This is a genomic window from Acinetobacter sp. CIP 64.2 (assembly GCF_000369645.1).
Taxonomy (GTDB): Bacteria; Pseudomonadota; Gammaproteobacteria; order Pseudomonadales; family Moraxellaceae; genus Acinetobacter.
Genome location: NZ_KB850121.1, coordinates 1,072,799 through 1,096,718 on the forward strand (window position 1 = coordinate 1,072,799; position 23,920 = coordinate 1,096,718).

Here is a 23,920-nt window from a genome sequence, read left to right on the forward strand (position 1 = left end):
GCAAAAACAATATCTTACCAACAAAACACAGGCTGTAAGTGACGTTTAGCACCAGCAACTAATTTCTTAACCTAAGTGGCTACACGTCGGCGGCAAGGATGCCGCCTGTTTCGATGCGGTAGCAAGGACGTACCGTCATCGAAACAAAGGTTTTTGGTTACTTTTTTAAAAAAGTAACGCCAATTAGTGCCTTACATTGAAATTTTCTCGATAAGACTCTGTCTCGCCAATCTCATCAGAAATAGACACACAACGTATTAATACGAAAATTTAGAGTCTCAAAGCCTGTACCAAACAATCCGCATTAATCTCCTGAATCGACTTAGCCCCTGTTAAGGTCATCGCCACACGCATTTCCTTCTCAATCAAATCCAGCAAGTTTGATACCCCTTGCCCACCTGCTGCCGCCAAGGCATAAACAAAGGCACGGCCCAATAACACCGTATCCGCACCCAAGGCCAACATCCGCACCACATCCAGACCATTACGAATGCCAGAGTCTGCCAGAATCGCCAAATCGCCTTTCACTGCATCGGCAATTGCAGGCAAAGCACGTGCAGAAGACAGCACCCCATCCAGTTGCCGCCCACCATGATTGGAGACTACGATGCCATCTGCACCAAAACGGACTGCATCTTTAGCATCCTCAGGGTCCAGAATACCCTTAATCACCATCGGACCATCCCAAAACTCACGAATCCACTCCAGATCTTTCCATGAAATCGACGGATCGAAATTAGAACCTAACCAGCCGATATAATCTTCAAGCCCAGTCGGTTTACCTAAGTATTTCGAGATATTGCCCAAATCATGCGGACGACCACACATCCCGACATTCCATGCCCAATGCGGATGAAACATAGACTGCATATAACGACGCATCGCCGCATTTGGACCACTCATCCCTGAATGCGCATCGCGATAGCGCGCACCCGGCACTGGCATATCCACGGTAAACACTAGTGTTGAACAACCTGCCGCTTTCGCACGTTCCAAGGCATTACGCATAAAGCCACGATCACGCAGCACGTACAGTTGGAACCACATTGGACGCTGAATTGCAGGTGCCACTTCTTCAATCGGACAGACGGAAACCGTTGATAAAGTAAATGGAATACCCTTTTGATCTGCTGCTACCGCTGCTTGTACTTCACCACGACGTGCGTACATACCGGTTAAGCCCACAGGTGCTAATGCCACTGGCATCGACAGAGTTTCATTAAACAGTTTGGTTTCCAGACTCAGCGCGGACATGTCATTCAATACCCGTTGACGCAAGGCAATCTCAGAAAGATCCTGTACATTGCGCTTTAAGGTATGTTCAGAATAGGCACCGCCATCGATATAGTGAAATAAAAATGGCGGTAAACGACGCTGTGCCGCAGCACGATAATCATTGCCAGAAGAAATAATCATTTTAAGTCCACTCTCGTTAAACGTGTTGCACGTTTCTGGCGCGCTTCGTCTTCGCCCAGAGCACGTACATGATTAATCACAAATTCAATATGCCCACACACCGCCTGGCGCGCAGCCTCGGGATCTTGACGATCAATCGCATCCATCACCTGAAAATGCTGCTCACTGAGCAAGTCACCATTGACAGGATGGTTATAAACTTTGTTACGCCCGAGCAAGACGTTGTATTGCAACAAGTCAAACAAACCGCGCATCATCTGGATCAACACAATATTGTGTGAAGCTTCCGCAATCGCCAGATGAAATTCTGCATCTGCAACCGCCGCTCGGGCTGAATCGCCTGCATTTTGATAACGGCTGATCTCATCAAAATAATGATGGATTTTGGCACGATCTTCAGCGGTTGAACGCAATGCCGCATACCATGCCGTGCCGCCTTCCAGTAATAAACGGGCTTCTTGTACATCAAAACGATACAGTGGATCTTCTTCAATCAAAGGACTGATCGGATTGACGATGAGCTGTTGCGGCCATTGCTCAGGTAACTGTTGGATATAAGTGCCATCACCACGGCGGCTACTGAGCACGCCCTGACTATTCAACTGTTGGATCGCTTCACGCAAGGACGGACGAGATACGCCTAAGCTGGCCGCCAGTTGACGCTCGGCAGGTAAGCGATCACCTTGTTTCATCTGGCGTTGCCCAATGAGCGCCTGTAATTTCATGACCACTTGATCAGAGATTCTCATCACATTTCCTTGATTAGCGTTATGGAATCATCCACGGCAGTAGGTAAGCCTGAACCGTGACGATGATGCCGACAAAGACAGTAAATATGATGCTATGTTTTACCGTGAAACGGAACAAGTCTGACTCTTTTCCAACCAAACCCACCGCGGCACAGGCAATCGCAATCGATTGCGGTGAAATCATCTTGCCCGTTACGCCTCCACTGGTATTGGCAGCCACCAGTAACACTTCTGGAATCCCAATTTGCTGTGCCGTGGTCGCCTGCAAAGCCGAGAACAAGGCATTGGATGAGGTATCGGAACCCGTCAGGAAGACACCCAACCAACCCAAAAATGGAGAGAAGAAAGTAAAGGCATGGCCAGTATGTGAAAGTGCCAGAGCCAGTGTCGCAGACAGGCCTGAGTAATTGGCAATAAAGGCAAAGGCCAATACCATGCCAATCGAATAAATCGGGGTTTTTAATTCATTTAATGTTTCCGCAAAAGTACTGACCGCATCACGGGTTTTCATTTTCAGAAAAATGATGGTGATGATGGCCGCAATAAAAATAGCCGTACCTGTGGCAGAGAACCAGTCAAATTTATAGATCGCTTCATAGGCCGTGGTTTCTGGCACAATCGGCGGCATTTTTTCCACCAGTTTATGCAGATACGGGACTTCGATTTTAAACATCCAGTCCGCCAAGGCACCGTTTTTGGCAAACAGCGCTTTAAACGGTTGGATACTCCAAATCGTCACCATCACGGTTAAAATCATAAACGGCGACCATGCTTTAGCAATCTGGGCAATGCTATAGCACTGTTGAGATGAAGCCGCTTGGTTTGCTGCTTGTTCATCGGTCATGTCAAAACGGAAAATATGCTTTGGTTTCCAGACGCGGAACAATAGGGTCAGGCTGACCAATGAGGCAATCGCAGCGGTAATATCAGGCAATTCTGGCCCTAGAAAATTCGAGGTCAGGTATTGCGCAATAGCAAAAGCACTACCACCGACCAGTACCGCTGGCCAAGTTTCTTTCACACCACGCCAGCCATCCATGATCGCCATAATCCAGAACAGCACAATAATGGTTAAAAAAGGCAACTGGCGACCGACCATCTGGCTGATTTCCATGGTCTCTACACCCGACACTTGCCCTGCCACAATAATTGGAATCCCCATCGCACCAAAGGCCACAGGTGCCGTATTCACGATCAGACAAAGACCCGCAGCATATAGCGGTTTAAAACCTAAACCGACCAACAGGGCTGCGGTAATCGCCACAGGCGCACCAAAACCTGCTGCGCCTTCTAAAAAGGTACCAAAGGCAAAACCGACCAAGAGCATCTGCAAACGCTGATCTTCAGTGATCGACAAAATACTGGAACGAATCACATCGAACTGCCCAGTCTTCACCGAAATTTTATACAGAAATACCGCCCCGATAATAATCCACGAAATCGGCCACAAACCGTAAAAAAAACCATAAACAACAGAAGCAAATGCCATTTCAGCTGGCATTTGATAAGAAAACAGCGCTATCAGCAAAGCAATAATCACGGTACAAGTCCCCGCGACACTGCCTTTCATACGAAACACTGCCAAAGCTAAAAAGAAGAAAATAATCGGGATCAGCGCAACGGCACTGGATAACCAAATATTATTGAAAGGATCATAAAGTTGTTGCCACACATTAAGCATTCTCATCTCCTTGAAATGCTGGGCGTCATTTTGTTTTCACTTCGATATTTAATGAATCTTTTTAATATTGGTATGACCAATATTAAACAAATAAGCAAATCCCACCTATTTGCAATCTAAATCCATCTTAATTGTACGAATTATCAGGCGCAACCCCACTATCACACCAATAATTGGTATGACCAATAATAATTAAACTAAATCAATCCCTTTTAATGAAGCCCTATTATTCACGCTAGACTAAAGTCGTATAAACAGTAAGGCATGCTGATTAAGCGAGAAAATGATGAGTTGGACACAAACAAGCTAAACACGATAAATATGACTTTTTAGCGATATCGGTATAATGTGTTCACAACTCAAATCACATCACTATGAATTGAACAATATGACTCAACTGACTTGCTTTAAAGCCTACGATATTCGTGGCAAACTCGGCACAGAACTCAATGAAGAGATTGCCTATAACATTGGTCGTGCCTATGGACAGATCTACCAGCCTAAAACCGTGGTGATTGGTTGTGATATCCGTTTAAGTAGTGAAGGCCTTAAACAAGCGACAATTCATGGTTTGAATGATGCAGGCGTAAATGTGCTTGATTTAGGCATGACTGGGACAGAAGAAGTCTATTTCGCCGCCTTCCATTTGGATGTACAAGGCGGTATCGAAGTGACTGCCAGCCACAACCCGATGGATTACAACGGCATGAAATTGGTACGTGAGAATGCACGCCCCATTAGTGCAGAGACAGGCTTAAAAGAGATTCAAGCGCTGGCAGAATCTGGTCAATTCGCAGAAGTTGTCGAAAAAGGCACCACGCAACACTACAATATTTTGCCTGAATTCATTGAGCACCTACTGACTTATATTGATCCACAGAAAATCAAACCGCTTAAACTGGTCGTGAATGCAGGCAATGGCGCAGCGGGCCATGTCATTGATGCCATTGAACAAAAATTCCAACAACTGAATATTCCCGTAGAATTTATCAAAATTCACCATGAAGCCGATGGCACGTTCCCAAATGGCATTCCCAACCCAATCTTGATTGAAAACCGCGACAGTACCCGTGATGCAGTGCTTCAGCATCAAGCGGATATGGGCATTGCCTGGGATGGCGACTTTGACCGTTGCTTCCTGTTCGATGAAAAAGGTCAGTTTATCGAAGGCTATTACATCGTTGGTTTATTGGCACAGGCCTTCCTGATCAAACAATCAGGTGAAAAGATTGTGCATGATCCACGTTTGGTCTGGAATACCTTTGATATCGTCGATCAATACCAAGGCATCGCAGTACAATCTAAATCTGGACATGCGTTTATTAAGGATGTCATGCGTGAACACAATGCCGTGTATGGCGGGGAAATGAGTGCCCATCACTATTTCCGTGATTTTGCTTACTGTGATAGTGGCATGATTCCTTGGTTGCTCAGCATCGCTCTGCTCTCAGAAACGGGACAATCACTTTCAACCCTGGTTGAAAACATGATTGCCAAATTCCCATGCAGCGGTGAAATCAACTTTAAAGTGGCAGACACGCAAAAGACTGTACAAAAAATCTTTGACCATTATGCCGACAAAAATCCGCAGGTCGATCGTACTGATGGCGTCAGCCTTGATTTTGGCGCATGGCGTTTAAATGTTCGTGCTTCGAATACTGAGCCATTATTGCGCTTAAATATTGAGAGCCGCGCCGATCAAAATCCGCAACCGATGCAGCATTATGTTGATGAATTAACTACTTTAATTCAGGGTTAATTTATTTCCAATAAAAAAGGAGCATCTTGCTCCTTTTTTATTGCTTTTATCGTTAATTGAAGCCGTTTGGATTCTGCTTCTGCCAATTCCAGCTGTCTGCTAACATATCTTCCAAAGTATATTGAGGCTGCCAGCCAAGTTCAGCTTTAGCCCGTGAGGCATCTGCATAAAAGGCTGCTAAATCTCCTGTTCTGCGGTCAGCAAATTCTGCAGCAATTAGAATCCCAGTTACACGTTCAAAAGTTTCTTTAATTTGTAAAACCGAAATCGGAGTGCCTGTCCCAATATTCCATGCCCGACATCCTTGATTTTTTAAGCGATTGCTAACCGCCAAAACATGCGCCGATGCCAAATCAACGACATGAATAAAATCCCGCTCACAAGTCCCATCGTTTGTTGGGTAGTCATTACCATAAATAGATAACTTTTCACGACGACCGACCGCCACTTGGGTGACATAAGGCATAAGGTTGTTCGGAATGCCTTGTGGATCTTCACCGATCTGGCCACTTTTATGGGCACCGACTGGATTAAAATAACGTAGCAAGGCAATAGACCAACATGCGTCTGCTTGTGCTAATTTTTGCAGCATCTGCTCGATAATCAGTTTGGTATAACCATAATTATTGTTAGGTAAGTTTAACGGCATATCTTCCTGATACGGGGATGGGTTCAATTCACCATATACTGTAGCGGACGAACTAAATACCAAGGTATAAACACCTGCTTTTTTCATGGATTTAAATAGTTGTACACTACCTGCAATATTGTGATCAAAATAAGTCAAGGGAATTTGTTGACTCTCACCAACTGCTTTTAAACCGGCAAAATGAATCACAGCATCAATCGAATGATCCTGAAAGACTTGATCCAAGCCTTTTTGATCACGAATATCACCTTTCACAAAAACCAACGCTTTATTCGCCAACTTTTGCACACGAATCAGTGATTCTTCACAGCTATTCGAAAGATTGTCAAAGACAATAACTTCATGACCTGCATGAAGTAACTCTAAACAGGTATGTGAACCAATATAACCTGCACCACCAGTGACTAAAATCTTAGCCATCCGCCTTTCCCAACAATATTTTCAACAAACCTTGCGTAGATGCATCAAAAGGAGATAAATCATCCTGCTCACGATTTAAAATTGGCAAAAGTTGATTGGCAATCTCTTTGCCTTTTTCCACCCCCCATTGATCAAAGGGGTTAATATTCCAGAGTACCGACTGTACAAAGACTTTATGTTCATACATCGCAATCAACATCCCTAGACTATAAGGATTCAGCTCTTTAAGTAAAATGGTGGAGCTCGGTTGATTACCTTCATATTGCTTATAAGTTGGTAAGTCTTTTAGCTCATCTACCGCAAGTGCTTGATTCCCAAAGGCCAATAAACGTGACTGTGCCAGACAATTTGATAAGGCCAAATGATGCTGCTCAGCCAATGCCTCTGCACTTTCAGCATAGGTAAATTGATTCGCATTATAACGTTTTACAGGCGCAATAAAGTCACAACTAACTGAATGGGTACCTTGATGAAGCAACTGGTAAAAGGCATGTTGTGCATTCGGCCCTACCTCCCCCCAAACAATCGGGCAAGTAGCCGAGCTGACCTTTTCACCATTGCGTTGAATCGACTTACCATTCGACTCCATTTCAAGTTGCTGTAAATATGCCGCGAAATACTTGAGACGGCCATCATAAGGCAGAACTGCATGGGTCTGGATATCCAAGAAATTATTATTCCAGGCACCTAAAAGACCCATCAGGACAGGAATATTCTGCTGAAATGGTGCGGTCTGGAAATGCTGATCAATGGCATGCGCTCCTGCAAGCAGTTGCTTAAAGCCCTCTACACCAATGGTCAATGCAATTGGTAAGCCAATACATGACCAGAGCGAATAACGACCGCCGACCCAATCCCAGAGCAACAGTTGCTTGTCAGTAGCAATGCCCCATTCCGTCATTTTCTCAGGTTTAGTCGAAACCCCAATAAAATGATTTTGCAGAATCTTCTCATTATGGCCCAATGCCTTTTCTAGCCATTGACGTACGGTCTGTGCATTAGAAAGCGTATCAATGGTACCAAATGATTTTGACGAGATAATAAATAAAGTTGTTTCAGGACGAAGCTGATGTAGCAATTCCGATAGCTGACTACCGTCCATCGTTGAAACGAAATGTACATCTAAAGGCTTTGTGGTTGTAACTTTAAAATCGGACAGTGCATGTGTCACCATCAATGGTCCTAAATCGGACCCACCGACTCCAATATTGACCACATCCTGAATCACTTCACCTGTCGCACCACGATACTGCCCCGCATGGATTTTATCCACCAAGGCATACATACGCTCAAGCTGTTGGTGTACCGCTTGATTAATCTCGGAAAAGTTCTCGCTTGATTGAGGTAAACGCAGAGCCCAATGCATCGCTGCCCGATGCTCAGTGTAATTCACTTGCTCTGATGAAAATAACTTTTTGATCCATGGTCTTAGATCTTGGGCCTGTGCCAGATCAACCAGACTATTTAAAATAGTCTGGTTGATCCGATGCTTGCTAAAGTCTAAAACAATTTGATCATATTCAACCGAAAAACATTTAAAGCGTGTAGGATCAACTTCGAATAATGTTTTTAGATGGGTCTTTTTAAACTGCTGTTGTAAAGAGGACAAATGCTTAAGCACCTCAGCTGGTACCTTGATTGCAAAAGGTTGAGTCTGCTTGATCATCATTATCGTCCCACCCCCATATATGCAAAACCTTGCGCTTTAACATAATCTGGGTCATAAATATTGCGACCATCCAAAATTAAAGGATGCGCCATAAGCCGTTCAAGTTGCTTAAATTCGGGGCTCCAATATTGTTTCCAAGCGGTCAGTACACAAAGACCATATACATTTCTCACTGCATCATACTGATCTTCGCAGAGGACTAAGTCATCACGTTGCCCATACATCAATCTAATTTCATCTAATGCCTGAGGGTCATGAAGATAAACTGTTACCCCTTGTGCCCAAAGTGCAGCCAGCATTTGGTGAATCGGTGATTGTTGAATACTGGAGGTATTTTCTTTAAAAGATGCCCCCCAAATCGCAATGGATTTACCTTGCAAGTCACCGTGGTAATAATTCCAGAACTTACGAAACAGGATTTCTTTTTGCTGCTCGTTAATTTCCCAGACTTGGCCTAGCAATTGGCTTTTCACCCCAGTATTTGCCACCGTATTAGAAAGTGTCAAAATATCATGAGAAAAGTTTTCACCGCCAAATCCAGCACCTGGCGCTAAGTAGGCTGAACCAATCCGGTTATCTGCCGCCATGCCCTGTCGCACTGAAGCAATATCAATCCCAAGCTTTTCAGCCACCACAGCCAAGTCATTGATATAACTGATCCGTGTCGCCAACATGCCTGAAATACTGAGTTTGGTAAATTCAGCATCTAAAATTGGCATAAACAGATATTGCTGTTCCAGAGGGAAAAAAGGTCGAAGCAATTCTTTTACTTTGATCTGAACATCAGTCTGGATACACCCTACAATCAGTTGTTTGGCTTGAGTTAAACTATGTAAAGCATTTCCTTCTTGAATCGTATCGGGTAAATAGACCCAGTCATCCTTGGATAGAATCTGCTGGAAACGCTCTGTGCCTTGTAAACCAAAGGTTGACGCATTAATCATAAGTTTAGGATGAATAATCGGTCTCTGTTTTAACGACTGCAAAAGTTGAAAAACTTGCTGCTCTTGTGTCTGATTAAAACTAAACAGATAAACATCAATATCGAGTGGAATACCATTCAGATCACGATAACTCAAAAAACCAGTACTTAATTGCTTCTCTAATAACTGACTTACATGCTCATCATGAAATGAATATTGTTGCCCTTCTACGGCTTTATCGAGTTGTGAACACCAATAAACAAAGTGCCCAGATTCAGACAATAATGCAGACATGACGCCTGCATATAAAGTATTACCAAAAATTGCAACTTTCATTAATATTTGCTCCCCAATCTAGAGAGCCAATTCTTGGATTAAGCTCTTAAAATCTGTGCCTAATTTTGGATGTTCAATTCCATAGTGTAATACAGCTTTTAGATAGCCGAGTTTGCTACCACAATCAAAGGTTTGTCCTTTCATACGATAAGCTTCAACTGTTTCCGATTGTTGCAATGCCGCAATCGCATCGGTAAGCTGGATCTCATTTCCTGCACCACGTGGCGTATTTTCCAAAAGCGCCATAATCTGAGCTGGTAAAATATAACGGCCAACTACGGATAAATTCGAAGGCGCTGTGCCTACTGCCGGTTTTTCTACAATACCTTGCATGACAATACTTTCACCTTCATGCGGTGATGCAGTAACATCCACAATACCATATTGGTCAACCAAATGGTCTGGCACTGCTTCCACCATAATTTGTGCAGCCTTAGACTGCTCAAAACGTTGAATCATCAAGGAAAGGTCATTAACTGTTGACTGATTTTTTACCAAAACATCAGGTAACAATATTGCAAAAGCATCATTACCAATAATGTCTTTAGCACAAAGTACCGCATGTCCAAGCCCAAGCGGCTGTGGTTGACGGACACTCACGACACTGACATGTTTTGGTAAAATATCAGTAATTTCTTTAAGTAGATCAAATTTCTTTTTTTGCTCTAAGGTTGTTTCCAGCTCAAAATTACGATCAAAATAGTTCTCAATCGACACTTTAGATGAATGCGTGACCAAAATAATTTGTTCAATACCCGCTTCAACCGCTTCACGCACCACATACTCAATCGCTGGACGGTCAACTACGGTAACCATTTCTTTTGGGATAGACTTACTTGCCGGTAAGAACCGTGTACCTAAACCAGCGACTGGTAAGATTGCTTTTTTAACCATTTTCTGTAAATCTTTACTTTGTTAAGGAGTTTGATTGAGACTCTGAACCTGTGAAACGAGTTGCACCAACAACCTGATCTGGTGAGTTGATGCCTTCTTTTCTGAGCATAACACTAACAGTCTTGAACATAATTTTAAAATCTAGGGAAATATTATGAGTTTCGACATATTTAACATCTAAATCAAATTTTTCTTCCCAAGATAAATTATTTCGTCCATTCACTTGAGCCAGTCCTGTCATTCCTGGTTTTACTTCATGGCGACGCATTTGGTAAGGCGTATAATGTTCTAAAAACTCTGGCATCTGTGGTCGAGGACCAACAATGCTCATTTCACCCTTTAAAACATTCAATAATTGAGGCATCTCATCTAAAGTAGTAGCCCTTAATTTATGTCCAAATGGGGTAATTCGTTGATCATCAGGCAATGCATTCCCTTCAGCATCCAAAGCATCTCTCATAGATCGAAATTTTATCATTTTAAACAGCTTTCCATGCTTTCCTGGACGCTCTTGTAGATAGAAAATTGGAGAACCTAAATTTTTTCGAACTTTATAAGCAACAATTAAAAAAACAGGTAATAACAAAATTATTGCCAACGAACTAATAAGAATGTCTAAAAGCCTTTTCATATAATAGCACTCAAATGGTTTCTAAGACTTGTAGCAACCTAGCAAAAAGAAATCATTAAAATTTAAACCTGAAGAATAGTATACCCAGATCGATCTAAATGCCTTAAAAAAGCTGCTTTTTTAACCATACTTTAACAATAATACAGTTCCATTAAACCATACAAATTTTAGCATATATTTCTAATGTCATCTTGAAAACGCTATTGTTTTACATAATTTTTTTACAAAAAAATTAAACAATTTAATTAATTCAGATACATAACTAAACGTTAAATATTGTCATAAGCAAAGACCTCGGACTCTTCAATAATGTATCTCTTTACTGGGGAAGATATCTTATAACCAACAATTACTTGAACCCTTATCTTACAAACTTGTACTTAATACCATACATTTCACGCAAAAAAAACCTGTCTCAATACTATGAATAATGAATGAAAACTTAAGATTATAAAACTATAACTTAAAATACATTTCAATTATTCTTTAATTAGTTAAAAATTAATCTTTAAAAAATCAAGATAATGTTTAAAAAACCACAATCAATTAAATACAGAATAACTGCAAAACATTGATAAGATAATAAATGCAACTTAAAATCATGAAAACCTGAATCACAGACAACTCTATTAAAAACATCTCAACCCTTAAAAATTTATAAATAAAACCATTTCTAACACTCTACATTAATCCAAGAAAAAAGCATAAACAGCAGATATTAATTTACTCTATCAACAAGATAATTCGTAAAGATCAAAGCATCATACATACAGTAATTACAAAATCTTGCAAAAACCATGAAATATTTCAAAAACGAAAAAACTCTCCAATGCAACTATAAAATCACTCACCCATTTCTATTCAACTCAAAAATATTTCTTACTTAACATCTTCATATTGCATACTAATAGATTTTAAGCATTGTTTATTAAGTATTTTGCGATTAGGATCATAAATCCATCCCCACTTATTAAAATAATGAAAAGCACTTTGTATATGTGCCTTGAGCAACAAACCACTTTTATAAGAAGCTTTTTCATGTACATGAGTTATAAAAAACTGTGGGCAATATAATGCTCCAAATTTCTCTGCACACCGTCTTGATAAGTCAATATCCTCCATATACATAAAGTATCGCTCATCAAATCCGTTTAAATTTAATAAAGCATCTGACTTAAACAGCATAAAGCATCCTGAAAGATAGGGTGCAAACACAGGTTTCTCTATGTGAAAATTTTGTAATAAATATTTTCTATCCAATTTAGCAGCCAACTTCTGAGAGAACCGTCTTGAAAACAAATTCATTGGTGTTGGAAGTAACCTAGCACCAAATTGATTTTCTCCATTCGGATATAAAATTTTAGGTAGAAATAATCCTTCTTCCCTAGCCAAGGCATATTTAACCAAGTTCTCAAATTCTTTTTGCTCAAAACGAATATCTGGATTGCAGACAAGAAAAAGGGGGCCTCCATCAGCATATTTTTGAATTGCAAAATTATGACCATAACCAAATCCAAAGTTACCATTTGACTTCAAATAAACTACTTTTTCATTTTTGTACGTATTTGCCCAATCACTATGATCATTATCAACCAAGATAATTTTTTTAACGGCATTAGAACTCGATAGACAATTTAAAGTATCTTTCAAATCATCATAAGTGTGTTTGTATAAAACTATTGATGCAATAACCATAAACTACCTAAAATATCTTAGTGGGAATTTCAAATATTCGAAAATATAAGCTAACAAGAAAAAAACTAAGGAAATTTTTTTCTTTTCTCTTAAATATAATAATGCATCAATAAATCCTTTATGCATTTTATAAATATTACTAGATAAACCGCTCTCACCAAGTGGTTTTTTAAAGCCATTAGCTAAAGGTTTATCAATAAAATAGAAATTGCTTTGAATTGACATAAGCCAGCAACAATAATCTTCACAGTATGATAGATGTTCAGGAAATCCAGGAAATTTATTTTTTCTAACAAAGACAGTAGGAGTAGCAATAAAGTTTTTTAAAACAAAAGAATATCTTTTTTTCTTTTTTAAAATAATATTTTCCAAACAAATTTCTTCATCAGAAGGCAATGGTGAATACAAATGATATAAAAAGTCGAGATCATACTTTAATGCAAACTGGAGCATAACCTCCATTTTTTGAGCATGCCAAACATCATCAGAATCTAAAAAAGCAATATATTCACAATTTGATCTAAGCACGCCATTGTTGCGTGCTCTAGAAGGGCCACTATTCTCTTGTTGAATTATTAAAAAAGAAATCTCCGCAGGTGATACTTCTTTTAACTTTTTTAAAATAGATATTGTAGAATCGGAGGAACCATCATCCACACATATTACTTCTGTCGGCTTAAATGTTTGGTTAAAAACAGAGTTAACTGTTCTTTCAATCGTCATTTCCGAGTTAAAGCAAGGAATAATTACAGATACTGACATATATAAAATTACTCAACTAAAACACTCATATGATTTTCGCCAGCTTATATACAAGAACAATTAAAATAATTCAACAAATCCTCATACATTTACTTATCAAAAAAAATATTTTTATAAGGTACCAAATTATTTACAGTTCTTGTCTCAGCCATATCAACTTTGAGGGCCCCTACATACAAAACAGAATATAAAAGAACCAATGATATTAATACTAAAACACGAATTTTTTTATCAAAAATAAATAACAATTCAGCGACCAACACTATTTCAAAAATTTTAAAGTAGTATGAGAACCGAGATAATGCAATTACAGAAGAAAAAACATTCAAATAAACAATATTCATCACAAATAAAGCGACAATATAAATATTATATTTATTCTTTTCAATAATCCTTGGGGAAAGGTATACATAGACTAATGCCAAGGCATTTAATATTAAAATTTTAATAAAACTTACAGACTCTCCTGCCTGATAAAACTCATACCTTGCACCTTTAGCAAAATAATATACTAAATTCCCAATATTAAAACCTAAAAACAACATTGAAAATAAAATTAAAAAGTAATAGTAATTATATTTAACTTTTGGAGCATATTTCCATACAAGCAGATGAGTCACAAATGCAATCGCTGCAGTATAATGAAAAGAAAATGCCAAAATCATCAATAAAAGATAAATAAAGAACTTCTTATCTCTCAAGAATGAAAAAGCATAAAAAGCAATTACTATTGCTAGCTCTTGCCTCATAATAGAAAAAGTATTTAAAAACAACCCAGGTATAAGGACAAAAATTAATATTGCAATACTTGAGTGGTTGGTATATTTTTTTATACCAAGATATAAAAATAGAAAAGTAGCTAAGGCAGTAAAGAAGAATAGACTTTGGAAGTCATCAAAAAAAACTCTTAAGAATTTTATTAAAAAAACATAACCAAATTCTATAGTATGATGAAAAGTATCATACTCAAAAAAGTTACGATACATAGCCCAATCGTAACCAGTTTCAAATCTAAAACCAACAAAGAAAACAATAAAAATGAATGCAATTTTTTGAAAAAGTTGGATATCCGTCTTTATTAAAGAGTTCAATATCAGCAAGGCTATAAGGACAACAACAAAAAGGATATAAATTGTCACTCTAAATATCCTATAATTTTAACTACAGAACAAACCATCTGAATCATCTTATATTACCCAGCTACCCATAGAAATATTAAAATTAATCGATCTATTAAATTAACTATTTAATATCTGGTAAAAATGACTATTCCCAGTTTTTCTTTCATTTTCAACTTTCGACTCAAGCTTAGTTAAAACCTCTCCGACTGAACTAGCATCGAGGCGTTCAATATTTAGAAATTTATTGATACCAAAATAAATACTATAAACCTTTGCCCAATATCGCCATTTTGATCTAGCAATCCGCTTCATATATGAATTAATCTGAACTTTTATAGCTTGTACTTCCTCAACACTATACCGCAATTGTAAAAACAACTCAAAGTCTTCAGTAAACTCTGGAAATTCCGACAAATATTCAGCATAAATTAGTGGAAAATTTAATTTAGAAATTAAATCAGCATGGCCTACTTTCTTTAATGCACTCATTGCTGCATCAGGCCAGACAGTCTGCCCAACAATACGTTTTGGAAGTTTGTCAGACCATTCTTCTATTGTTTCTTTAGCAAACCAAGGCTGATGTTCAAAAGCAGTATGATTATTCTTTTTAGCTCCTTTACCTGCATAACTTGAACCAGAAGCTCCTGAAATTATGAGAGGAAAATTTAAATAATAATGCTTCTTAGCAAAAAAGACTAACCCAACCGCTGAAGACATGTCAGCAATGGAGCCAGGAAAATATGTACCTGTTTTCGCTTTTAATAAGTTCAAAGTTTCCCTAGACACAATTCCATGGTAAAGCCTAGTTATTCCATTCAAAGTCAAGCATCCATTTTCCAACAAGGAATTTAGCCCAGAAATCGCATCTTGTTGATATAAATCACCATTATGAGAGTGATAAATCAACATACCAGCTAAAGATTTTTTCTTCCCACAATTTTTGTATCTATATTCTGGCCAGCAATATGATCCTTGTTTGCAATTTAATGAATCAACATCATGCTTTTTCATCCATTTAACTATATCTAAAGACTGTTTGATAATTCCATCATCGTCGCCTAAAAAGCAAACATACTCACCACTTGAATTATCAATTGCATCCTCAGAATTCTGACAAACTGTAACATGGTTAAGATTATGAAAATATTTTAATCGTGGATCATTACTATAGTTGATTAAAAAATCTTTAATTGGAGCATTATCTTCAGAATTATCTTGAATTACAATCTCATAATCACTACTATTCCAATCTAAAAGTTTTTGGACTAGATTTATTAAGGTTGAATACCGATTTTTTGAGGGTATAACAATACTTAAAAGAGGCCTCATTTGCTGCCACTCCTTACAAGATTAAATAATTTATTTGACGGATTGCATTTATTATAGATCATTATATTAATAACAACACTGGATAAACCAATAACTATTGACTCAATAATAAATGCATAAGGAAGCTTCGTAGAAACAGGAAATGAGATTACAAAAGCACCAATGACTATAGTAATTAATGTAGGTAGAAAAATATCAAACATCAACCACCTAAAAGTATGTCCTGCTAAAAATCTATTTACAACGTATAAGCCTATGATAAAAAAACTAATTAAATTAACAAATAACCAAGGAATAGTAGCGCCTAACATACCATAATTCTTAATACTAAATATCATTAAGGGAATGACAGTCATCAAGCAAACAACTCCTAAATACAAATTTATTTTTGTAAAACCATTAGCTAAAGCAAGATAAAAGGGGGTCAGTTGCATACACAGGAAGAATCCACCTAAAACCAAAAATTTCACTACATAATTCGTAGCTAAGGAAATTTCAGGCTTACCAGTCCACAACGTAATTAATGGAATAGAATAAAATGCAATGCAAAATACAACTGGAGCAACTACTGCAGTAATTAAAAAAGAATATTTATGATATGTTTCACTTAGTTTATCGATATTAAATTGTGAAACATAACCAGTAAATAATGGAAAAACTGAGATAACAATAGGACTAGCTATAATGGTTGGAACTTGTGCAAGTGTACTTGCAATTGAATAATAACCAAACTCAGTAAGGCCCAAGTATTTACTTGTTATCAACTTATCACTTTGTATATTTATAGCAGAAATAAAAGCAATCCCCATCATACCCAATGCATATTTTGAGACCGATTTAAACAAATCTATTGAAAATACTAGTTCTCTTGTAGCCAAATAATTATACAATAAATTTCTAAATACGAATAAAAGAATGATATTACAAATTACTTGCCACCAAAAATATATTTCTAATTTGGGGATAAAATATAATGGTATTAACACTATACCAGACCTAAAAGCGCTCCATATAATTTTAACTTTATTTGTTAAAACCTGATGCTGCAAACCATTTAACCCACCCTCATACAACGTGGAAAAAAGTTGTAATGCAACACCCACACCAATTAGTCTTAAGAAATATGCCACATTATCAATTGAGTAATGGTCAGATTTTAAAAAATTCTTTGCAATATAGCCTGCAAAAACCACAACTAAAGCCATTAATAAAAAACATATACCTAGATAAATTCTCTCAAAGGTATAAACCAAGTTGGCTTTTGTTTCTACATTAATATCTCTTGCCAACTCTCTTGTTAAAGTTGCAGTTAAACCAGCATCAGCAAATACTAACAGCCCCAATATTACTGTATAAAAATTTATTATTGCGTATGATTCAATACCTAACAAATCAATATATAAGCGTACAAAGATAAATATAGATACAAAGCCCCATAGCTTACCTAAATAGTTAGCAACAATATTTTTAGTAACTTTATCCACTCTGTTAAAAACCTGTACTCATGTTGCCAACCTTCAAATTAACTTTAAAATATATAAACCTTAAAAAGTTCAGCCAAATTAAATAATTTGAAACGCACTAAAAAGACTGCATGAATTAAAAAAGAATCCCATCATACTTAAAAAAAACACCATTTCTAGTGTTAAAAACCATGACCTTGCTATTCCCACAATTAATATTATATTCAGCTTGGTCTAATTCAACCCAGCCTAAAGAACTATAATATTTCAACAATGGTTCCTTGCAAAACAATAATCCAACTTTATTTAACTCAATTATAGTCTTATTCGCTACTTCCATTAATTTAAATCCATAACCCTGACCCTTTTCAATTGCACATACATTACCAACACCAAAACCTTTTATCACCATTTCCTCTATAAACAAATCAATGTCAATTAAATTTAAATAAGCCACATTTTTCCCATTCAAAGATAACAGCACATGAATATCTGAGTCCTTTATATTTTTCTTTATCCACTGCAATTGCTCAGCATAGCTATAATGCCATTGTGCAGATTTAATTCTGATGATGTCATTTAATTCATTCTCAGTTATTTCTTTGTGTACTATCAACTTAATTTCATACATATTGATCAACCTATATTTCAGTTTCCTTTACCCACCAACCACAGGGTAACGCTAGAAACTTATTCATAAAATCATTAACTCCATTTAAGTTTTCAGCATTATTAAAAACAGAGTAAATATTGTTATTGATATGAACTCCTGTTGCATACCAATTTTGATTACGGAAATTTTGTAAAGCTTGTGCTTTATCCTCACATAAGACACCAAAAACCCAATAATTTGGCTGAGTATTAGGTATTAATTTTAGAGGTTTTATAAATGGAACTTCTTGAATTCTATTATTCCAATCTATCGCATTTGCCTTTTGTTTTTCTAACAAACTAGACAAATTATCCATTTGCTTCAAACCAATATATGAATTAATTTCACTAAGCGTTGCACCATAACCCTCTAAAGTGATATCACAATTTGGATTAATTTCACCCGCTGAGGTTCTAAAATCCTTTCGATCTATACCGTAGTCACGCATGAGAATTGCTTTCTCATATAATTCTTTAGAAGAAAGGCTTATTGCCGCCCCGTCTACAGTATTTGGTAATCGAACTGTTTGGAAAGAAAATACTGTTAAGTCGGCGCCTAAATTTCCTGTTTTTTGGGTGTTGTATTCTGAACCGAATGCTTCAATACAATCATCAACAATCCAAAGACCATGATCTTTAGCTAATTGATTAATTGCTGCTATATCACCTAAATAACCACAAAAATGATTATGAAATATCGCTTTTGTTTTTGCAGTGATTCTTTTCTTAACATCGGCAACGCATAGCGAACCAGTATTTGGGTCAACATCAGCCCACACGACCTTGAGTCCCTTAATCACAAAAGGCTGATTAGATGCCAAACAACTTACAGGGGATGCGATTATCTCATCCCCTGGCTTTAAATCTAATATCGACAAAGCTAATAGCATAGCTTGATTATAAGAATTCACAGATATTACGTGTGGATTCCCTATAAATTTTGCTAATTCTGATTCAAATAGTTTCCCATATTTTCCATATGCTAATTGACCTGAATATAGAATATTCTCTAGTTCAGGCAAAATATCATTTGGCATATACGGTTTAAAAATAGGAATCATTACCAACCTTTCCGAATTAATTCAATCATCTTATCGCAGTCATCTTTAGTGACCCACCACCCACATGGAATGTGTACCATCTTTTCATAGAACTGATCTAAATTTGGTAGTTCCACAGGATTATCATTTAAGTATTCATGTAAATCATTACGTTTATGAAGTTCAGAAGCAGCTATTCCATTTGCCTCCATCATTTTGATAAATCCAGCTCTATTCTCAACCTTTAATGTGTATAGCCAGTAAGATGGCTCTGAGTTATCATAGTATTTAATTATCTCTACACCTTGTACACCCGTTAGATTCTGATCAAGGTATTTACCATTCTCGATATACTTATCAACAATTTTATTGATTCCTTCCAACTGTAGAAGGCCTACGCAAGCATTCACATTGTTCATATGATACTTATAGCCCTGTTCAGTTATATTATTCTCTAATCTGGTTTTCTTTTTATCCAACCCAAACCATCTTATAATTTTACCACGCTCGTAAAGGGCTTTATCTTGAATCTGCAATGCCCCACCATCTATGGTCGTTAGATGTTTTATTGCTTGAAAAGAAAATACGGTAAATGGAAAATGATTGCCTGTTTTTTTGCCATCAAATTTAGCCCCTATTGCATGCGCTGCATCTTCAATTACAGGAATCCCATATTTTTCAGAAATTTCCTGAATTCTCTTTACATCAACAGGGATACCTGCATAGTCGACAACAATGATTGCTTTCGTTTTTTCATTGATTGCTTTTTCAATCGAGTCTGGCGATATATTGCCAGTTTCGTAATCGACATCAGCCCAACGAACGTTTGCTCCAACCATTTTAATCGCTACATTGGTTGGTTCAGCGGTCAATGCTGTACTAATGACTTCATCACCTTGCCCAACCCCAGCCAATATCAATGCGATATGTAATGCTGCGGTGCCTGAGTTTAATGACAGCGTATTTCCACTTCCAATATATTCTTCGAATTTTCTTTCAAAATTTTCAACAACCTCGCCTTGAGCGATATATCCACTATACAAGACCTCCTCTAAACGAGGAATCAACAGCGCTCTGTCAGGTAAACTGGTTTTTATCAATGGCAACATTTTCTTATCCTTGATGTGCTTTTAATTCATCTTGAACATAATCTAAAGTGAGTAATAGTTCTTTTAGCTCTGCAACATTCAATCTATGAGTATTATGTGAATTATATTCGTCATCAAGTAAAGCTGGTGCATTTTCTTGCACGTACTTACTATAGTTTAAATCTCTAAAATCAGCAGGAATCCGGTAAAAATCTCCTAAATCATCAGCTTTAGCCATTTCCTCTTTAGAGCAAAGAGTTTCAAACAGTTTTTCGCCATGACGCTCGCCAATAATTTTAATCTCATTATCTGCATTAAAGAGCTCTTTAAGTGCTTGAGCTAAAACCTCAATTGTTGCACCTGGTGATTTTTGTACCAGAATATCGCCAGGATTACCCTGACTGAAAGCAAACATAACTAGTTCTACTGAATCCTGTAGCGACATCATAAAACGTGTCATATTAGGATTCGTAATCGTTAGAGGTAAACCTTCTTTAATTTGTTTAATGAATAACGGAATAATGGAGCCACGTGAACACATCACATTTCCATAACGCGTTGCGGTATAAACCGCCTCTATATTTTTTACTCGGGTATCTCTAGCTTTAGATACGGCCAATTTTTCCATTAACGCTTTTGACATTCCCATAGTGTTAATTGGATATACCGCTTTATCTGTACTCAAAACAACAACACGTTGTACATTATTGCGAGCTGCGGCTTCAAGCACATTTTCTGCACCTAAAATATTGGTTTGCACCGCTTGCATTGGATAGAACTCACATGATGGGACTTGCTTCAACGCTGCTGCGTGAAAAACAAAGTCCACCCCCATCATTGCTTGATTTATATCATTGAAATTCCTAATATCCCCAAGAATAAAATCAAGCTTTTCATTTTTATACTCAATTCGCATATCTTCTTGTTTTTTCTCATCACGGCTAAAGATTCTAATTTCTTTCAGCTGTGAATTTAAAAAGCCTTTGATCATCGCATTACCAAATGAACCTGTACCACCTGTGATCAAAAGCGTTTTACCTTTAAACATCTCTGATAGGTCTTGAACTTGTTTAGTTTCCATTTTTCCTCAATCTCTTTGCTTCACTACCCACATAAGTTATTAAAATCAAATGATTTCAATGTTAGATAGTTGTAACTATTTTGAATGGTGAGAATGCCTTTTAAATCCACTTCACCAAACACAACTTATTAATCCAAAATTTCCAAAATCTTAAAGATTGGAAAATCGGCTTGCCTCTTGATCTTTTTCACTCACCAGTATTTCCGCCAAGCCATCGACTTGCCAATCTATAGCCAAGTCTTCATCATTCCAAATTATTGCACGCTCACTTGCTTTATTATAATAATTGGTTGCTTTATATAAAAATTGGGTGTTGTCCTCTAATGCAACAAAACCATGAGCAAAGCCTTCAGGAATCCAGAACTGCTTATGGTTTTCACCTGACAGTTCAACGCCAACCCACTGCCCATAAGTTTTCGAGTCTTCTCGAATATCAACAGCTATATCCCATGCACGCCCTTGAACAACTCGAACTAATTTACCCTGTGCAAAAGGACTAAGTTGATAGTGCAATCCACGTAATACACCCTTTTGAGATAACGAGTGATTGTCTTGAACAAATTGAGGGATACCGAGACCACGCTCTTGTAATGCTTGTTCGAAAACCTGTTGATTAAAGCTTTCCATAAACCAACCGCGGTCATCTCCAAACACTTTGGGTTCAAGTATTAGAAGGCCTTTAATTTTTGTTTCAATTACATTCATTTTACTTCTCTATCGAGGCTACTAAGCTTAATTAAAAATTATGCTTTTGACTTCTTTTGCTGTTCTTGGTGCAATTTCAATAAATATTGACCATAACCAGTTTTCTTGAAAAAAGTAGCTCTATCTAATAGCTGATCAGTATCAATCCAACCATTGTTAAAGGCAATTTCCTCTAAACAAGCAACTTTCAAGCCTTGACGATGTTCAACTGTTTGAACAAATTGACTTGCTTCCAATAGTGAATCGTGTGTACCCGTATCTAGCCAAGCAAATCCGCGACCAAGTAATTCCACATTGAGATGTTCTTGCTGCAAATACACATTATTTACATCAGTTATTTCCAACTCACCACGATGTGATGGCTTAATATTTTTTGCAATTTCAACTACTTTATTGTCATAGAAATACAATCCCGTAACAGCATAATTTGATTTAGGCTGTTCGGGTTTTTCTTCAATACTTAAGGCTTTGCCTGTTGAATCAAAGTCGACTACACCAAAACGTTCGGGATCCTTAACATAATACCCAAACACTGTTGCCCCTGTCTGTCTTTCAGAAGCACGTTTTAACTGAGCTCCAAAGCTTTGCCCGTAGAAGATATTATCTCCAAGGATAAGGCAGACATTATCATCACCAATGAACTCCTCTCCGAGAATAAAGGCTTGAGCTAAGCCATCTGGTGAAGGTTGTACTTTATAAGAAAGTTTTATTCCTAATTCTTCTCCTGTGCCTAATAATTTCTCAAAATTAGGTAGGTCTTCAGGAGTAGAAATAATAAGAATCTCATTAATTCCGGCCAACATTAAAACAGACAAAGGATAGTAAATCATCGGTTTATCATAAATTGGAAGGAGCTGTTTTGATGTACCCATTGTAATAGGGTATAAGCGCGTTCCAGACCCGCCAGCAAGAATAATACCTTTACGTTTTAATTGGCTCATTAGATTATTTCCTCTAAAACATGTGCTACCCCGAACTTCCAGTCGGGTAAGTGTATTTTAAAATTCGTTTGTAATTTATTGGTATTCAATCTTGAATTCAATGGACGTTTGGCTGGTGTTGGATATGCTATTGTTTCAATGGCATTGACTTTTTGAATTTCTAAGTTTTGACCTTTTTGTTTTGCCAAATCAAAAACAAACTGTGCATATTCATACCATGAACATTGCCCCGCAGCTGCAAGGTGATAATGTCCAAGTAACTGTTTTTGTTTATCTAAGTCAACCAGTGAATAATATTTCAAAGCTTGGCTAGTAACATCAGCAATCAGTGCAGCACCTGTAGGAGCTCCAATTTGATCATTGATAACACTTAACTCTTCACGACTCGATGCCAATTTCAACATCGTTTTTATAAAGTTATTGCCATGCGAGCCGTATACCCAACATGTTCTAAAATTTATAAAAGCGCATCCACTTTGCTCTAATGCAATTTCACCTAGTCGTTTAGTATGTCCATAGAGATTTACAGGATCAGACTGATCATTTTCAGACCAAGCTTTTTCGCCTTCACCATTAAATACATAATCCGTAGAATAATGAATCAATAGCGCCTTGTGTTCCGCGCAAAGCTCAGCTAGTTTTTTAACTGCTAGATGGTTAATCAAATCAGCTGTTTCCAGATCCGATTCAGCTTTATCGACAGCCGTATATGCAGCAGCATTTACCACGACATCGGGCTGAACTGCTTCAATTGCGTTTTGAATTTGAACAAAATTTGCTAAATCACCACACAAACCATCTTCATTTATAGTACGATCCAGAGCGACCACTTCACCTAAGGGTTGTAAAGCGCGCTGCAACTCCCAACCCACCTGTCCATTTTTTCCAAGCAATAATATTTTCATAATTTTGTTCAG

General features: G+C 37.5%; 21 protein-coding genes. 1 reads left to right on the plus strand and 20 read right to left on the minus strand.

Annotated elements, in window-relative coordinates; genetic code table 11:
* Positions 1–270: 270 nt before the first annotated feature.
* The 3 genes from lldD to lldP are packed head-to-tail and all read right to left on the minus strand — an operon-like array spanning position 271 to position 3,852.
* A complete protein-coding gene (lldD, locus tag F895_RS11375; RefSeq protein ID WP_005240556.1) occupies positions 271–1,416 on the minus strand; it encodes an FMN-dependent L-lactate dehydrogenase LldD in 1,146 nt (381 codons plus the stop codon).
* Positions 1,413–2,165, minus strand: a complete 753-nt coding sequence (gene lldR, locus F895_RS11370; RefSeq protein WP_005240558.1) for a transcriptional regulator LldR — start codon at positions 2,163–2,165, stop codon at positions 1,413–1,415. The genes lldD and lldR overlap by 4 nt, the downstream gene beginning before the upstream one ends.
* 19 nt (positions 2,166–2,184) lie before the next feature.
* Positions 2,185–3,852, minus strand: a complete 1,668-nt coding sequence (gene lldP / locus F895_RS11365; RefSeq protein ID WP_171057848.1) for an L-lactate permease — start codon at positions 3,850–3,852, stop codon at positions 2,185–2,187.
* A 382-nt stretch (positions 3,853–4,234) separates the two neighbouring features.
* Here lldP and F895_RS11360 point away from each other — a divergent pair, with 382 nt between their 5' ends.
* The gene (locus tag F895_RS11360; RefSeq protein ID WP_010589895.1) at positions 4,235–5,605 is read left to right on the plus strand and encodes a phosphohexomutase domain-containing protein; all 1,371 of its coding nucleotides are present in this window, start codon (positions 4,235–4,237) and stop codon (positions 5,603–5,605) included.
* 52 nt (positions 5,606–5,657) lie between these two features.
* On the opposite strand, the gene galE is transcribed toward F895_RS11360, so the two are convergent.
* From galE to rfbD, 17 genes are all read right to left on the minus strand, one after another.
* Complete coding sequence (galE, locus tag F895_RS11355) at positions 5,658–6,674, minus strand: UDP-glucose 4-epimerase GalE (RefSeq protein ID WP_005240565.1); 1,017 nt, start codon at positions 6,672–6,674, stop codon at positions 5,658–5,660.
* A complete protein-coding gene (pgi, locus tag F895_RS11350) occupies positions 6,667–8,343 on the minus strand; it encodes a glucose-6-phosphate isomerase (protein WP_005240567.1) in 1,677 nt (558 codons plus the stop codon). Before pgi ends, galE begins: the two co-directional genes overlap by 8 nt.
* Entirely contained in the window at positions 8,343–9,602 is a 1,260-nt protein-coding gene (locus F895_RS11345) for a nucleotide sugar dehydrogenase (protein WP_005240569.1), read from the minus strand. The genes pgi and F895_RS11345 overlap by 1 nt, the downstream gene beginning before the upstream one ends.
* Positions 9,603–9,620: 18 nt before the next feature.
* Complete coding sequence (galU, locus tag F895_RS11340) at positions 9,621–10,496, minus strand: UTP--glucose-1-phosphate uridylyltransferase GalU (RefSeq protein ID WP_005240571.1); 876 nt, start codon at positions 10,494–10,496, stop codon at positions 9,621–9,623.
* Positions 10,497–10,509: 13 nt separating this feature from the next.
* Positions 10,510–11,127 (minus strand): sugar transferase, encoded by a 618-nt coding sequence (locus F895_RS11335; protein WP_005240573.1) that lies wholly within the window; start codon positions 11,125–11,127, stop codon positions 10,510–10,512.
* An 879-nt stretch (positions 11,128–12,006) separates the two neighbouring features.
* A complete protein-coding gene (locus F895_RS11330; RefSeq protein ID WP_005240576.1) occupies positions 12,007–12,822 on the minus strand; it encodes a glycosyltransferase in 816 nt (271 codons plus the stop codon).
* 3 nt (positions 12,823–12,825) lie between these two features.
* On the minus strand, positions 12,826–13,584 hold the full coding sequence (locus F895_RS11325) for a glycosyltransferase family 2 protein (RefSeq protein WP_005240578.1): 759 nt from the start codon (positions 13,582–13,584) through the stop codon (positions 12,826–12,828).
* Positions 13,585–13,673: 89 nt separating this feature from the next.
* The gene (locus F895_RS11320; RefSeq protein WP_005240580.1) at positions 13,674–14,723 is read right to left on the minus strand and encodes an EpsG family protein; all 1,050 of its coding nucleotides are present in this window, start codon (positions 14,721–14,723) and stop codon (positions 13,674–13,676) included.
* A gap of 99 nt (positions 14,724–14,822) precedes the next feature.
* Entirely contained in the window at positions 14,823–16,034 is a 1,212-nt protein-coding gene (locus F895_RS11315) for a glycosyltransferase (RefSeq protein WP_005240582.1), read from the minus strand.
* Complete coding sequence (locus F895_RS11310; protein ID WP_005240584.1) at positions 16,031–17,518, minus strand: lipopolysaccharide biosynthesis protein; 1,488 nt, start codon at positions 17,516–17,518, stop codon at positions 16,031–16,033. Before F895_RS11310 ends, F895_RS11315 begins: the two co-directional genes overlap by 4 nt.
* 115 nt (positions 17,519–17,633) lie before the next feature.
* A complete protein-coding gene (locus tag F895_RS11305; RefSeq protein WP_005240586.1) occupies positions 17,634–18,128 on the minus strand; it encodes a hypothetical protein in 495 nt (164 codons plus the stop codon).
* 10 nt (positions 18,129–18,138) lie between these two features.
* Complete coding sequence (locus tag F895_RS11300) at positions 18,139–19,209, minus strand: DegT/DnrJ/EryC1/StrS family aminotransferase (RefSeq protein WP_005240588.1); 1,071 nt, start codon at positions 19,207–19,209, stop codon at positions 18,139–18,141.
* Entirely contained in the window at positions 19,209–20,297 is a 1,089-nt protein-coding gene (locus F895_RS11295) for a DegT/DnrJ/EryC1/StrS family aminotransferase (protein WP_005240590.1), read from the minus strand. Before F895_RS11295 ends, F895_RS11300 begins: the two co-directional genes overlap by 1 nt.
* 4 nt (positions 20,298–20,301) lie before the next feature.
* Positions 20,302–21,324, minus strand: a complete 1,023-nt coding sequence (locus F895_RS11290) for a polysaccharide biosynthesis protein (RefSeq protein WP_010589899.1) — start codon at positions 21,322–21,324, stop codon at positions 20,302–20,304.
* Between the two features lie 183 nt (positions 21,325–21,507).
* Complete coding sequence (gene rfbC / locus F895_RS11285; protein ID WP_005240595.1) at positions 21,508–22,062, minus strand: dTDP-4-dehydrorhamnose 3,5-epimerase; 555 nt, start codon at positions 22,060–22,062, stop codon at positions 21,508–21,510.
* 38 nt (positions 22,063–22,100) lie between these two features.
* Entirely contained in the window at positions 22,101–23,003 is a 903-nt protein-coding gene (rfbA, locus tag F895_RS11280; RefSeq protein WP_005240597.1) for a glucose-1-phosphate thymidylyltransferase RfbA, read from the minus strand.
* Positions 23,003–23,908 carry a dTDP-4-dehydrorhamnose reductase gene (gene rfbD / locus F895_RS11275; protein WP_005240599.1) on the minus strand — a complete coding sequence of 302 codons (906 nt, stop codon included), beginning with the start codon at positions 23,906–23,908 and terminating at the stop codon, positions 23,003–23,005. The genes rfbA and rfbD overlap by 1 nt, the downstream gene beginning before the upstream one ends.
* Between the last annotated feature and the right edge of the window lie 12 nt (positions 23,909–23,920).

Excerpts from the sequence above, each read along its gene's own strand:
- lldP (WP_171057848.1), bottom strand. The coding sequence starts at position 3,852 with ATGAGAATGCTTAATGTGTGGCAACAACTTTATGATCCTTTCAATAAT.
- pgi (WP_005240567.1), bottom strand. The coding sequence starts at position 8,343 with ATGATGATCAAGCAGACTCAACCTTTTGCAATCAAGGTACCAGCTGAG.
- F895_RS11360 (WP_010589895.1), top strand. The coding sequence starts at position 4,235 with ATGACTCAACTGACTTGCTTTAAAGCCTACGATATTCGTGGCAAACTC.
- F895_RS11290 (WP_010589899.1), bottom strand. The coding sequence starts at position 21,324 with ATGTTTAAAGGTAAAACGCTTTTGATCACAGGTGGTACAGGTTCATTT.
- lldD (WP_005240556.1), bottom strand. The coding sequence starts at position 1,416 with ATGATTATTTCTTCTGGCAATGATTATCGTGCTGCGGCACAGCGTCGT.
- F895_RS11345 (WP_005240569.1), bottom strand. The coding sequence starts at position 9,602 with ATGAAAGTTGCAATTTTTGGTAATACTTTATATGCAGGCGTCATGTCT.
- F895_RS11325 (WP_005240578.1), bottom strand. The coding sequence starts at position 13,584 with ATGTCAGTATCTGTAATTATTCCTTGCTTTAACTCGGAAATGACGATT.
- rfbD (WP_005240599.1), bottom strand. The coding sequence starts at position 23,908 with ATGAAAATATTATTGCTTGGAAAAAATGGACAGGTGGGTTGGGAGTTG.
- lldR (WP_005240558.1), bottom strand. The coding sequence starts at position 2,165 with ATGAGAATCTCTGATCAAGTGGTCATGAAATTACAGGCGCTCATTGGG.
- galE (WP_005240565.1), bottom strand. The coding sequence starts at position 6,674 with ATGGCTAAGATTTTAGTCACTGGTGGTGCAGGTTATATTGGTTCACAT.
- rfbC (WP_005240595.1), bottom strand. The coding sequence starts at position 22,062 with ATGAATGTAATTGAAACAAAAATTAAAGGCCTTCTAATACTTGAACCC.
- F895_RS11300 (WP_005240588.1), bottom strand. The coding sequence starts at position 19,209 with ATGATTCCTATTTTTAAACCGTATATGCCAAATGATATTTTGCCTGAA.
- F895_RS11305 (WP_005240586.1), bottom strand. The coding sequence starts at position 18,128 with ATGTATGAAATTAAGTTGATAGTACACAAAGAAATAACTGAGAATGAA.
- F895_RS11335 (WP_005240573.1), bottom strand. The coding sequence starts at position 11,127 with ATGAAAAGGCTTTTAGACATTCTTATTAGTTCGTTGGCAATAATTTTG.
- F895_RS11330 (WP_005240576.1), bottom strand. The coding sequence starts at position 12,822 with ATGGTTATTGCATCAATAGTTTTATACAAACACACTTATGATGATTTG.
- rfbA (WP_005240597.1), bottom strand. The coding sequence starts at position 23,003 with ATGAGCCAATTAAAACGTAAAGGTATTATTCTTGCTGGCGGGTCTGGA.
- galU (WP_005240571.1), bottom strand. The coding sequence starts at position 10,496 with ATGGTTAAAAAAGCAATCTTACCAGTCGCTGGTTTAGGTACACGGTTC.
- F895_RS11315 (WP_005240582.1), bottom strand. The coding sequence starts at position 16,034 with ATGAGGCCTCTTTTAAGTATTGTTATACCCTCAAAAAATCGGTATTCA.
- F895_RS11295 (WP_005240590.1), bottom strand. The coding sequence starts at position 20,297 with ATGTTGCCATTGATAAAAACCAGTTTACCTGACAGAGCGCTGTTGATT.